The sequence below is a fragment of the Saccharopolyspora sp. ID03-671 genome, assembly GCF_045278815.1.
Classification (GTDB): domain Bacteria; phylum Actinomycetota; class Actinomycetes; order Mycobacteriales; family Pseudonocardiaceae; genus Saccharopolyspora; species Saccharopolyspora ipomoeae.
In genome coordinates this window covers 541,969-553,662 of the sequence record NZ_CP134054.1, presented here as the reverse complement: position 1 = coordinate 553,662, position 11,694 = coordinate 541,969, and the positions used below count along the sequence as shown (strand labels likewise).

The following is an 11,694-nucleotide window of genomic DNA, read 5'->3' as shown; positions in this document are numbered from 1 at the left end:
GTCCGGGCCCGCCTTCTCGCGTTCCTACTTCTTGGCGCCGACGTTGACGTCGATGCAGGCGTAGAAGGCGTTGGCGGTGTCGGCGACGTTCCACACCGCGAGGACCTTCTGCGGGCCGCTGTAGCCGGACAGGTCGACGTTGTGCTGCAGCGTCTGCGGGGGCTGCTCGCCGCCCTGGTCGAAGGAGGCGACCAGCTTGTCGCCGATGTAGTACTCCCACGTGGTGGTGGCGTGGGCGGCGGTCAGCTTCCAGTTGAAGGTGGCCTGGGTGCCGATCGGGGTGGCGGTCCAGCCCTTGGAGTCGTCGTCGAGCTCGGCGAAGCTCTCGTTGCCGCCGCTGCAGCTCTTGAGGCCCTTCGGTCCCTCGACGCTCTGCGGCTCGTAGGTGATGGACCCGCACTGGACGGTGCCGGCGGCGCACTGGGCCTGGCGGCTCGGCGGGGCGTCGATGTAGCCGTGGGCGCTGGCGGTTCCGGCGGGGATCGCGAGCAGGAACGGTGCGACGGCGGCACCGACCATGGCTGCGGAGATCTTGCGCTTGGGCATTGTCAGCTCCTTCGGGGGAGAACGCGCGACAGTGTGAATCGATTCCGAACAGCGGCGCCCGTGGTGGGGCGCTCGTTGTCGGTTTTTCCTGTCGCGGAAGGGAATTCACCAATCGCTTGGTGGTCTGGACCATAATTCGGACGCGTGGGCCGGTCAAGGACGAATCGGCTACGCGTCCATTCGCCCGCGCCGGTGAAAGTGTCTTGACCTGCTGTGATGGCTGGTCTTCGTCGGTTGGTACGAAATTTCCCAGCCGCATTCCCGTTTTTTGTGGAGGATGGCATGAATTCGCCACGCGCGCGGCGAAGATCATTCTTTCGCCTGCTGAGAACGCGCCGATCCAGGGCTCTTCCGGCGTTCTGAATCGGGAATGGCGGTGAGAGGAGGGGTGCTCAGCGAATGCGCTTGAGCAAGGCCGTGGCGGCCGCGTGACCGGACCCGCCGCCCATGCCCGGACCCGGGTGCGTCGAGGCGCCGATGTGCCACAGGCTGGGGATCGAGGTCGAGTGGCCGCCCGCCGAGGGCAGCGGGCGCCACAGGTAGTTCTGGTCGAGCTCGGTGCTGCCGCCGTAGGGGTCGCCCTGGGCGGAGTTCGGGTTGTGGCGGTGAGCTCGGGCGGGCTGATGATGTCGACCGCGCACACCAGGTCGTGCACGCCGGGGGCGTGGGCGTCGAGCCGGTCGAAGACCCGCCGGGCGTAGCCCTCGGCCAGCTCCCGCGTCCAGCCCCGGCTCGTGTCGAGCTCACCGGCGGAATCGCCGACGGGGTGGAACGGCAGCTCCTGCAGCTGCAGCCACAGCGACGCCGCGCCGGTGGGCACGCGGGTGGCGTCCACCAGGTACTGGCGTCCGACCACCACCGTGGGCCGTCGCGGCAGCAGTCCGGCTTCGGCCTCGGCGCACGCGATCCCGGTGCTCGCCGACCCGTCGGTGAGGTGCACGATCGGGAAGTCGGCGAGGCGTTCGTCGCGCCACTGCAGGGGTGCGGACAGGGCCACGTGGATCTGCATGGCGGCGCGCCCGTAGCGGAACTGCGAAGCCTGGTGCGCCAGGTGGGGTTTCACCGCGCTCGGCGGCAGCAGTCGCTGGTAGAGGGTCGAGGGGGCGACGGAGGCGAGCACGGCGTGGCGGGCGCGGAAGACGTGGTCGCCGGAGACGACGCCGATCGCGCGGCCGTCGTCGATCATGATCCGCTCGACCTCGGTGTCGGTGCGCACCTGCACGCCGAGGGAGTCCAGCAGCTTGGCGAAGGCGGTCACGAAGTTGTCCGCGCCGCCCTCGACCACGGGCAGCCCCGCGCCGTGCAGGCCGGCCGCGAGCAGGCCGGTCATCAACCCGCCGGAGGCGTGGTCGGGCCCGAGCCCGGCGTGCAGCAGCCACGGGGTGAAGAGGTGGTCGACCTCGTCGCCGCGGAACTCGCGGCGGCAGAACGAGCGCCCGCTGGTGGCCAGCTGCCGCAGCCAGCCCTCGGCGCCGCGGACGCCCCCGGTGTTGATCAGCTTCGCGCCGTGCCGCAGCAACGCCCAGGAGCGCAGCTCGCTTCCGAGGAAACCGTTGATGGCGGCCATGTTCCCACCGATCCTGCCCAACATGGACAGGTAGGCGGAGCGGTCGGCGTCGTGCTCGAAGCCGTCGACGGTGCGGACCGGGTCCCGGTGGGCCAGGCTCACCCGTCCGTCGTCGGCGACGCTGGCCGCCGCCCAGGTGTCGGTGTTGCGGTAGACCAGCCCGTGCTCGTGCAGCTGCTCTCCGAGGGAGGCGTAGGCGGGGCCGGCCAGGAACAGCGGGTGCCACGAGGAGTAGGTGTCGTGGACGTAGCCGGGCACGGTGCGCTGCTCGGAGGCGATGAAGCCGCCGAGGCGGTCGTTGCGCTCGACGAGCAGGACGGAGCGGCCCGCGCGGGCGATCTCGGCGGCGGCGACCAGGCCGTTGATGCCGGATCCGACGACGATGACATCGACTTCGGTGCTCATCCCAGCCCGACCCTCCCGCGTGCCCGGCCGCGGGCACCTGATCATCACCAGAAGCGGAAAGATCCTCGCACTCGGCGCTAGACCGATCAAGGTCTTCCGCTGGGCAGAGTGTGGGGAAATCCCTGGCGCCGCAGTGCTCCGCACAACGTCGTGGACAGCAAGGACAGCACGGCCGCGAGGGCCAGCGCCACCGCAGGGCCCCAGCCGGCCAGAACCAGCCAACCCAGCCCGATGCCCACCACGCCGCTGATCGCCTTCGCGCTGTAGACCAGCCCGTGGACCTCGACGCTGCGGGACTGCCCGAAGCACTCCCGCGCCAGCGCCGCGAACAGCGGGTAGAACGCGCCGCCGCCGAGTCCGGCGACGGCGGCCCCGGTCGCCAGCCACCCGGGCGAGCCCTGCGAGATCCCGGTCAGCAGCAGCACCTGCCCGAGAGCTTGGGCGGTCATCACCCAGCGCAGCGCGCGTCGCCGGCCCAGCCGCGCGGCGACCGGGATCGCCACCGAGCGGCCCGCGCCGTTGGTCGCCACGAACAGCGCGATCGCCGCGACCGGCGACAGCGGGGCGGCCAGCAGGGCGAGGAACGCCGCGTCGAACAGCGACACCGCCGCCGCGCAGAACAGGCAGGTCGCCATCAGCGGCAACGCCGGGGTGCGCAGCGCTTCGGCGGCCGAGAACTCCCGCGCGGCAGGCGGATTCGCCCGCGCCCAGCTGCGGTGGTCGACGTGCGCGGGCCACCAGTGCCGCGGCGGGTCGGTCAGCAGGAACCCGCACCCGGCCACGCCGACGAGCAGGACGGGGGAGTAGGCGATCAACCCGGTCTCGACGTGATCGGGTGCCAGGGTCGCGGCGATGACCAGCGGGGTGGCTCCGTAGGCGAACGCGCCGGTGACGACGCCGACGCGCGCGGCGGGGTTCTCCGGGAACCACTTCTCGGCCGTGGAGGTGCAGGCCGCGTAGACCAGGCCCGCGCCGGTGCCGCCCAGCAGCCAGTACACGGTCGTCATGCCGTGGCCGAGGCTGAGAACTCCTGCGGCGCAGAGCATCCCGCCGACCACGAGCATCGTGCGCGCTCCGGTCCGGGAGCGGCGGCGCAGCAGGGCGGCCGGGTAGCCCGCGCCGGCCTGCAGCACGGTCCAGCCCGCCAGCGTCCAGCACAGCTCGGCCAGGTCGTGCCCGGCGGCCAGCAGGCCGGGGATCGCGGCGCCGAAGGCGTACTGCAGGGCTCCGACCAGCAGCATCGGCAACCAGCAGGCGCCCAGCATCACCGCGCGCGGCAGTCCCGCGAGCTCGCGCGGGCGCTCGCCGACGCGGTAGCGGCGACCGTGGTGGTCGCGCACCACCAGCTGCGGGGTGTGCAGGCCGATCATCGCCTGGTCGTCGCGCATCGGCTCCCCTCCGTTCGGGTGTCGGTGCTCACAAGAACTTCGTCAACCGGACAGTGGGCCGGCATACTGTATGCAGTGAACGAGAACGGGAGGAGGTGAGGACAATGCGGATCATCGGAGCCATCCTGCGCCATTTCGAACGCATGCCGCGCGGCTACGCGGCGGACGGGCGCGTGCTGGGACTGGCCACGTCCGCCGCGATCGCGTCGGCTCGTCACGACGACCGGCGCGGTGGCGCGCGGCCCGAGCCGGGACGCGCCGACGAGGAGCGACTCGTCGACGCGCACGGCTGATCGCCGGTGGTGGTGCCCGGTCCGCTCATGTCAGGCACCACCCCGCACCAATCGCTCCTGCACCCACACGAACCCGATCGCGAACCCGATGCCGATCAGCGCCTGGTAGACCAGGAAGGACCCCGGCTGCGGCGGCAGCGCGAACCCGTCGCCGACCACCAGCCGGGTGCCGACCTCCTGGATCAGCCGCGCCAGCGGGAACGCGATCAGCCAGTACAGCGCGATCGGCGCGAACGCCCCGGTGCGCAGCCTCCCGCTCAGGCGCAGCGCGCTGCACCCGGCGCCGAAGACCGCCAGCGGCACCGCCAGCAGCAGCCCGCCGGTCACCGCCCACGCCGCCGGCGCCCCGGCCACGAGCGCGAACAGCGCCGCGAACAGCCCGGCGACGGTGCCGATGACCAGACCCGGAGCGGTGATCCTCGTCGCAGCCCTGCCTCCCGTGATCGTCATGTCAGCTCACGACCACGCCGAACTCGACCAGGCTGTAGAACAGCATCCCGAGGTAGAACACCGCGCCCAGCCCGATGATCAGGTTGGACCACCACCTCGGCCGGATCGGCTTGGGCAGCATCCGGTTGTTCACCAGCAGCAGCACCACGCAGTAGGCGCCCATCGCGAAGGTGGACAGGAACGCGAGGATGTCCAGGATCGAGCTTGGTCCGTCGGCCGGGCCGAACAGCAGGATCACGATCCCGAAGATGATCACGCCCCACAGGAACGCCGCGTAGAGCTTCGACATCCCGAACCGCTTGGCGCCGGGCACGAAGTGATAGGTCATGTCCGCCTGGCCGCGGGAGAACGAGTCGAACAGACCCAGCGTCGCGTTGAGGCCGATCAGGGCGATGAACCCGAGGAACACCGTGCCCAGCACCGGCGAACCCGCCGCCGAGAACGCGTCCGACATCGCCGACAGCGCGGCCTCGCGCTCGCCCGACTCGATGAGCGTCTTGACGTTCGGGTTCTCCCGCGAAGCGGCCTGGGCGAGGACGGTGAACGAGATCGTCACCAGCATCGTCACGCCCCAGAACAGCAGCAGCGCGTCGAAGGTGACCCAGCGCCGCCAGCCCTTCCACTTGGCCATCTCCGACGGGTCGTCGGTGTCGAACATGAACCCGCGCGAGGGCATGGCCTCCTCCTCGCCCGCGTGCCTGAGGCCGCGGATGCGGGGGATGTGCGAACCCATGCCGGCACCCGAATCGCGCAGGTGCAGGGTGTACCACATCTGCTGCATGCCCGACGGTCCCGCGAAGGCGATCGCGCCGACGACCACCGGGAACCACTCCGGCGACATCGCCGCCTGCGGGAAGTACCCGAAGTGGAACATCCCGGCGATCGTGCTGGTCAGATCGCCGAGGTTGCCCACCAGCGAGGCGATGACCGCGGTGCCCACCACCAGCAGGCCGATCAGGATCGACAGCACGTTCTCCAGCAGGCTGTAGATCACCTTGGCCATCGTGAAGATGACCCCGACCAGCAGCAGGCCCACGCATCCCGAGATGTACCAGGGGATTCCGGTGATCTGCTCCAGCGCCGCCGCGCCCGCCGAGAGGTGGCCGGGCCAGATGTAGACCGCGATGGCGGTGATGAAGAAGAACCACATGACCGGTTTGGCCACGCGCGCCGCGCCGGAGAAGATGCTCTCGCCGGTGGCCATCGCGTAGCGCGCCATCTCCAGCATCACCACGGCCTGCAACGTCACACCGATCAGGAACAGCCAGCGGATCTCCGGGCCGAAGATCAGCACCAGCCGCGGCCACATGTAGGACTCGCCCATGCCCACACCGAGCGCCACGAGGAACACGGTGGGGCCGAGCAGGTGGATCGACGGCGGAGCGTCGGGCAGCTTGCGGATGGGCATCGGCTCCAGCCCACCTGCGCGCCACACCCGACCGCCGTCTGCTAATACCGGTTCTTGATCGTCTCTCCCAGGCGCCTGCTCAGCGTCCACATCGGACCTCCTTGTCCTTTGGGGTTGTCCATGGGAGTGCACACCGGCCCCGCAGGTCGAATACCGCAGTTCTCGCCCGGGCGGGAACCGCGGTATTCGACCCGGCGAAAACCGCGGTTTTCATCGCGTGAAAACCGCGGTTTTCGCGCGACGAATGTTGCGGTTTTCGTCCGGGGGACCGCCGATCAGGGGAGGAGGTGGGCGGAGCGGGCCCATTGGTACTTGGCGCCCAGGACCGCTACCGGTTTCTCCGTCGTGTAGGGGAAGGCGACTATGCCGTGGTCGAACAGGTAGTCCGCGGCCTTCTCCACCTCCGTGTCGCCCGCGAGCGACACCACGATCGGCTTGTCGATCCCTTCCGCGCGGGCCTCTTCGGCGACGCGGGAAGCCAGTTCGGCGAACACCATCGGCGGGGTGACGATGGTGTGCCAGTAGCCGAGGATCAGCGAGTGGATCCGCGGGTCGCGCAGGCCGAGCCGGATGGTGGCCTCGTAGGTGCTCGGCGGCTCGCCACCGGTGATGTCGACCGGGTTGCCCGCCGCGCCGAACGGCGGGATGTAGCGGCGGAACTCCTCGTCCAGATCCGGCGGGATGTCCATCAGCCGCAGCCCGTTGGCCACGCAGGCGTCCGAGAGCAGCACCCCGGAACCGCCGGCACCGGTGATGATCACGACGTTCTCGCCCTTCGGCGTCGGCAGCACCGGCAACCCCCGGGCGTACTCCAGCATCTCGTTGAGGCCCGGCGCCCGCACCACGCCCGCCTGGCGCAGGACGTCGTCGTAGACCTTGTCGTCGCCGGCCAGCGCGCCGGTGTGCGAGCTCGCCGCCCGCGCACCCATGTCGGTGCGCCCGGCCTTGAGCACCACCACCGGCTTCTTCTTGGTGATGCTGCGCGCGGCGTCGACGAACGCCCGGCCGTCCTTGAGGTCCTCCAGGTGCATGGCCACCACGTTGGTGTTGTCGTCGTGCTCGAAGAACGTCAGCAGGTCGTCCTCGTCCACATCGGACTTGTTGCCCAGCCCCACGATCGCCGACACGCCCATCTTCGTGGTCCGCGAGAACCCCAGGATCGCCATGCCGATCCCGCCGCTCTGCGAGGTCAGCGCCACGCCGCCGCGCACGTCGTAGGGCGTGCAGAACGTCGCGCACAGGTTCTCCGGCGTGTAGTAGTAGCCGTAGATGTTGGGGCCCAGCAGCCGGATCCCGTGCTCGCGGGCCACCGCCACGACCTCGTCCTGCAGCTCCTGGTTTCCGGTCTCGGCGAAGCCCGACGGGATCAGCACCGCCGCCGAGACGCCCTTGGCGCCGCACTCCCGCAGCGCCGAGGCCACGAACTTCGCCGGCACCGCGAACACCGCGACGTCCACCGGCCCCGGCACGTCGGTGATGCTCTTGTGGGCCGTGCGCCCCATGATCTCGTCGGCCTTCGGGTTGATCGGGTGGATCTCGCCAGCGTAGCCGCCGTTGATCAGGTTCTTCATCACCGAGTTGCCGATCTTGCCCTCCTCGTTGGAGGCCCCGATCACCGCGACGCTGCTCGGCGTCATCAACCGCCGCATCGACTCCAGGATCTCCTCCGGGGAGCGCTGCGGCACCGCCTCCGGCTCGTCGGAGCGCAGCACCACCCGCACGTCGGCCGCCGTGGCCCCCGACGGCGTGGCGAACACCGGGTTGAGGTCCAGCTCGGCGATCTCCGGGAAGTCGCTGACCAGGTCCGAGACCCGCCGCAGCACCTCGGCCAGGGCCTCGGCGTCGACCGGCTCGGCGCCGCGCGCGCCGCGCAGCACGTCGGCGGCGGCGATGTCGTCGAGCATCGACCTGGCCTCGTCGGCGCTCAGCGGCGCCAACCGGAATGTGACGTCCTTGAGCACCTCCACCAGCACCCCGCCGAGCCCGAAAGCCACGACCTTGCCGAACGTCGGGTCGGTGGTGGCGCCGACGATGACCTCCTGGCCGCTGACCATCTGCTGCACCTGCACCCCGGCGATGGCCGGGTTCTCGGTGTGGGCGTGGGCGTTGGCCAGGATCGTCTCGTACCCGGCGCGCACGTCGTCGGCGCCGCGGACGTCGACGAGCACGCACCCGGCGTCGGTCTTGTGCAGGATGTCCGGTGAGACGATCTTGAGCGCGACCGGTCCGCCGATCTCGGCGGCCAGCGCGACCGCCTCGTCGGAGCTGGTGGCCAGGCCCTCACCGGCGGTGGGGATGCCGTAGGCGTCGCACAGCTTCTTGGCCTCGGGGGCGGTGAGCGCCGTGCGGCCGTCGGACCGCACGGCGTCGAGCACCTCCCGCACGAGGGCACCGTCGTATGCCACGTCAGATCACTCCGTTCGCCTTGAGCTCGGCCAGTTCGGACTCGTCGATGCCCAGCCGGTCCCGGAAGACCTCGGCGGTGTGCTCGCCGAGCAGGGGGGAGCGCTGGACGTGCACGGGGGAGTCGGAGAGCTTGATCGGGCAGCCGACCGTCTTGAACTCGCCGCGCTCGGGATGATCGACGCTGACGATCATGTCGTTGTCGGCCAGCGAGGCGTCCTCGATGATCTCCTTGGTCGACAGGATCGGGCCGCAGGGCACGTTGTGCTCGTTGAGCGCGGCCAGCACGGTCCACTTGTCGTGCCCGAGCGTCCACTCCTCGATCATGCTGAACATCTTGTCCAGTTTGGACAGACGTGCTTCCGGGGTGGCCCAGTCCGGGTCCTCGATCAGTTCCGGGCGCCCGATCAGGTTCGCGATCGGCGCCCAGCCCTGCGGCTGCACGATGACGTAGATGTAGTCGTTGTCGCCGCCGGGCTTGCAGCGCACCGCCCACCCGGGCTGGCCGCCGCCGGAGGCGTTGCCCGAGCGCGGCACCTCGTCGCCGAACTCGGCGTTGGGGTACTCCCGCAGCGGGCCGTGCGCCAGCCGCTGCTGGTCGCGCAGCTTGACCCGGCACAGGTTCAGCACCGCGTGCTGCATCGCCACCGACACCCGCTGGCCCTCGCCGGTGCGCTCGCGCTGCAGCAGCGCGGCGAGAATCCCGGCCACCGTGTGGATCCCGGTCCCGGAATCCCCGATCTGCGCCCCGGTGGCCAGCGGCGGGCCGTCTTCGAAACCGGTGGTAGACATCGACCCGCCCATCGCCTGGGCCACCACTTCGTAGGCCTTGAAGTGGGTGTAGGGGCCGTCGCCGAAGCCCTTGATGGAGGCGTAGATCAGCTTCGGGTTGATCTCGCGCAGCTTGTCCCAGGTGAAGCCCATCCGGTCCACGGTGCCCGGGCCGAAGTTCTCCACCAGCACGTCGGATTCCGCGACCAAGCGGGTGAAGATCTCCTTGCCCGCCTCGGACTTCATGTTCAGCGTGATGCTGCGCTTGTTGCAGTTGAGCATCGTGAAGTAGAGGCTGTCGGCGTCGGCGACGTCGCGCAGCTGCTTGCGGGTGATGTCGCCGGTGGGGGCTTCGAGCTTGACCACGTCGGCCCCGAGCCAGGCCAGGATCTGGGTCGCCGACGGGCCCGACTGCACGTGAGTCATGTCCAGGACCCGGACACCTTCGAGTGCGCTCATGACGTCACACCTCACTTGTACATGGTCTGGTTCATCGTTCCCGGGGCGTAGACCTCGGGATCGACCCAGACGTTGATCAACGACGGCTTGCCGGACTCGCGTGCGCGCTGCAGCGCGGGGGCGATGTCGGCGGGGTCGTCGACCTCCTCGCCGTAGCCGCCGAGCATCTGCGCGAACTTGCTGTAGGAGATGTCGCCGAGGGTGTTGCCGACCCGGCCGCGGTCCTCGCCGTACTTGGCGATCTGGCCGTAGCGGATCTGGTTCATCGAGGAGTTGTTGCCGACGATGCCGACGAAGGGCAGGTCGAAGCGCACCATCGTCTCGAAGTCCCAGCCGGTGAGGCTGAAGGCGCCGTCGCCGAACAGGCACACGACCTCCTTGTCGGGGCGGGCCTTCTTGGCGGCCATCGCGAAGGGCACGCCGACGCCGAGGGTGCCCAGCGGTCCCGGGTCCATCCAGTGGCCGGGGGACTTGGGCTGGATGACCTGGCCGGAGAAGGTGACGATGTCGCCGCCGTCGCCGATGTAGATCGAGTCCTCGGTGAGGAACTCGTTGATCTCGTGCACCAGCCGGTAGGGGTCGATGGGGGAGGCGTCGGAGTGCTGGCGCGGCAGGCGCTTCTGCAGCGCGGCGGTCTCGACCTCGCGCAGCTCCTGCACCCAGGTCGTGCGGCCGCCGGCGCCGTTGTTCAGGCGCCCGGAGGCGGCCTGGGCCACGGCGGTGAGCACCGCGTCGGCGTCGCCGACGATGCCCAGGTCGATGTCGCGGTTGCGGCCGACCGTGCGGTAGTCCAGGTCGATCTGCACGACGGTGGCCTGCGGCGACAGGCGCTTGCCGTAGCCCATCCGGAAGTCGAAGGGGGTGCCCAGGATGATGATCAGGTCGGAGTTCTGGAAGGCGTAGCGGCGCGCCAGCTGGAAGTGCAGCGGGTCCGCGGGCGGAAGCGTGCCCCTCCCGGCCCCGTTGCAGAACGCGGGCACGTTCAGCTCGCGGACCAGCTTCACCGCCGAGTCCGTGGCTCGGCAGGTCCAGGTCTGGCTGCCCAGCAGGATGCAGGGCTTCTCGGCCTTGACCAGCAGGTCGGCAAGCTTCTCGATCGCGTCGGGGTCGCCCGCCGAGCGGGTGGTGGCGCGGTAGCCGCCGGGCCGCGGCACGCGGGCGCGCTCGACCGGAACCCGGGCGTCGAGGACGTCGCGCGGGATCTCCAGGAACGACGGGCCGGGGGAGCCGTGGTAGCACTCGCGGAAGGCCATCGACACCATGTCGGCGGCGCGCTCGGTGTGCGGCACGGTCGCGGCGAACTTGGTGATCGGGTTCATCATGTCGACGTGCGGCAGGTCCTGCAGCGACCCCATCTTGTGCTGCGACAGGGCTCCCTGGCCGCCGATGAGCAGCATCGGGCTCTCCGCGCGGAAGGCGTTGGCCACGCCGGTGACCGCGTCGGTGGTGCCGGGGCCGGCGGTCACGACCGCGCAGCCGGGCTTGCCGGTGATGCGGGAGTGGCCGTCGGCGGCGTGGGCGGCGACCTGCTCGTGGCGCACGTCGACGACGTCGATGCCCTCGTCCACGCAGCCGTCGTAGATGTCGATGATGTGGCCACCGCAGAGGGTGTAGATCGTGTCCACGCCTTCGGCCTTGAGCGCCTTGGCGACGAGGTGCCCGCCGGAGATCGTCTCGGGTTCGCCTGCGTTGTCGGAAGCCTGGGCCATGTGCGCTCATCCCCTTTGAAGAAGGCCGCGTCTACGGTCGGCGACATACTGCATACCGTATGAGGTGTGTCTCAGGCATACCCCAGCGGAAGCCGGGTGTCCATAGGTCGAGCCGGGGAGCCGGACCCCGCCGAAATCGTCCAGTGTGGACTCACAAGTGCGTATTCGGCCTGGTCGCAGGCGGTTCGGCGGTGGCTCTCGACGGCCTGAGGAGCGCGGAAATCTTGTCCGCGAAGTCGCATACTGTATACTGCGTGCACCGACACCCACGCCTGGCCCGCAAGACCAGAGTGGA

Annotated in this window: 9 protein-coding genes and 1 pseudogene; 1 reads left to right on the top strand and 9 read right to left on the bottom strand. The window is 70.0% G+C overall.

Annotated elements, in window-relative coordinates; all coding sequences use genetic code 11:
- Positions 1-24: 24 nt before the first annotated feature.
- The 4 genes and pseudogenes from REH65_RS02685 to REH65_RS02670 all read right to left on the bottom strand — a co-directional run bounded on the left by REH65_RS02685 (position 25) and on the right by REH65_RS02670 (position 3,906).
- Positions 25-546, bottom strand: a complete 522-nt coding sequence (locus tag REH65_RS02685; RefSeq protein WP_281454495.1) for a lytic polysaccharide monooxygenase auxiliary activity family 9 protein — start codon at positions 544-546, stop codon at positions 25-27.
- 392 nt (positions 547-938) lie between these two features.
- Positions 939-1,187 (bottom strand): hypothetical protein, encoded by a 249-nt coding sequence (locus REH65_RS02680; protein WP_406691106.1) that lies wholly within the window; start codon positions 1,185-1,187, stop codon positions 939-941.
- Between the two features lie 341 nt (positions 1,188-1,528).
- Positions 1,529-2,518, bottom strand: a pseudogene (locus REH65_RS02675) (phytoene desaturase family protein); the annotation flags it as partial.
- Positions 2,519-2,604: 86 nt separating this feature from the next.
- Positions 2,605-3,906, bottom strand: a complete 1,302-nt coding sequence (locus REH65_RS02670; RefSeq protein WP_406691105.1) for an MFS transporter — start codon at positions 3,904-3,906, stop codon at positions 2,605-2,607.
- Between the two features lie 104 nt (positions 3,907-4,010).
- Here REH65_RS02670 and REH65_RS02665 point away from each other — a divergent pair, with 104 nt between their 5' ends.
- On the top strand, positions 4,011-4,199 hold the full coding sequence (locus tag REH65_RS02665) for a hypothetical protein (RefSeq protein ID WP_406691104.1): 189 nt from the start codon (positions 4,011-4,013) through the stop codon (positions 4,197-4,199).
- A 30-nt stretch (positions 4,200-4,229) separates the two neighbouring features.
- Here the strand turns inward: REH65_RS02665 and REH65_RS02660 are convergent, their stop codons facing one another.
- The 5 genes from REH65_RS02660 to REH65_RS02640 all read right to left on the bottom strand — a co-directional run bounded on the left by REH65_RS02660 (position 4,230) and on the right by REH65_RS02640 (position 11,399).
- Complete coding sequence (locus REH65_RS02660) at positions 4,230-4,649, bottom strand: hypothetical protein (protein ID WP_406691103.1); 420 nt, start codon at positions 4,647-4,649, stop codon at positions 4,230-4,232.
- 1 nt (position 4,650) lies between these two features.
- A complete protein-coding gene (locus REH65_RS02655) occupies positions 4,651-6,057 on the bottom strand; it encodes an Nramp family divalent metal transporter (RefSeq protein ID WP_281454490.1) in 1,407 nt (468 codons plus the stop codon).
- Between the two features lie 275 nt (positions 6,058-6,332).
- Positions 6,333-8,462: an acetate--CoA ligase family protein gene (locus REH65_RS02650; protein WP_406691102.1), complete on the bottom strand. Its 2,130-nt coding sequence runs from the start codon at positions 8,460-8,462 to the stop codon at positions 6,333-6,335.
- A 1-nt stretch (position 8,463) separates the two neighbouring features.
- Positions 8,464-9,690 carry a formyl-CoA transferase gene (frc, locus tag REH65_RS02645; RefSeq protein WP_406691101.1) on the bottom strand — a complete coding sequence of 409 codons (1,227 nt, stop codon included), beginning with the start codon at positions 9,688-9,690 and terminating at the stop codon, positions 8,464-8,466.
- Between the two features lie 11 nt (positions 9,691-9,701).
- Positions 9,702-11,399 (bottom strand): thiamine pyrophosphate-binding protein, encoded by a 1,698-nt coding sequence (locus tag REH65_RS02640; RefSeq protein ID WP_406691100.1) that lies wholly within the window; start codon positions 11,397-11,399, stop codon positions 9,702-9,704.
- Positions 11,400-11,694 lie beyond the last annotated feature (295 nt).

Bases quoted from the DNA above. Each gene is read 5' to 3' on its own strand.
- REH65_RS02685 (WP_281454495.1), bottom strand. From the start codon at position 546: ATGCCCAAGCGCAAGATCTCCGCAGCCATGGTCGGTGCCGCCGTCGCA.
- REH65_RS02670 (WP_406691105.1), bottom strand. From the start codon at position 3,906: ATGCGCGACGACCAGGCGATGATCGGCCTGCACACCCCGCAGCTGGTG.
- REH65_RS02665 (WP_406691104.1), top strand. From the start codon at position 4,011: ATGCGGATCATCGGAGCCATCCTGCGCCATTTCGAACGCATGCCGCGC.
- REH65_RS02660 (WP_406691103.1), bottom strand. From the start codon at position 4,649: ATGACGATCACGGGAGGCAGGGCTGCGACGAGGATCACCGCTCCGGGT.
- REH65_RS02655 (WP_281454490.1), bottom strand. From the start codon at position 6,057: ATGCCCATCCGCAAGCTGCCCGACGCTCCGCCGTCGATCCACCTGCTC.
- frc (WP_406691101.1), bottom strand. From the start codon at position 9,690: ATGAGCGCACTCGAAGGTGTCCGGGTCCTGGACATGACTCACGTGCAG.
- REH65_RS02640 (WP_406691100.1), bottom strand. From the start codon at position 11,399: ATGGCCCAGGCTTCCGACAACGCAGGCGAACCCGAGACGATCTCCGGC.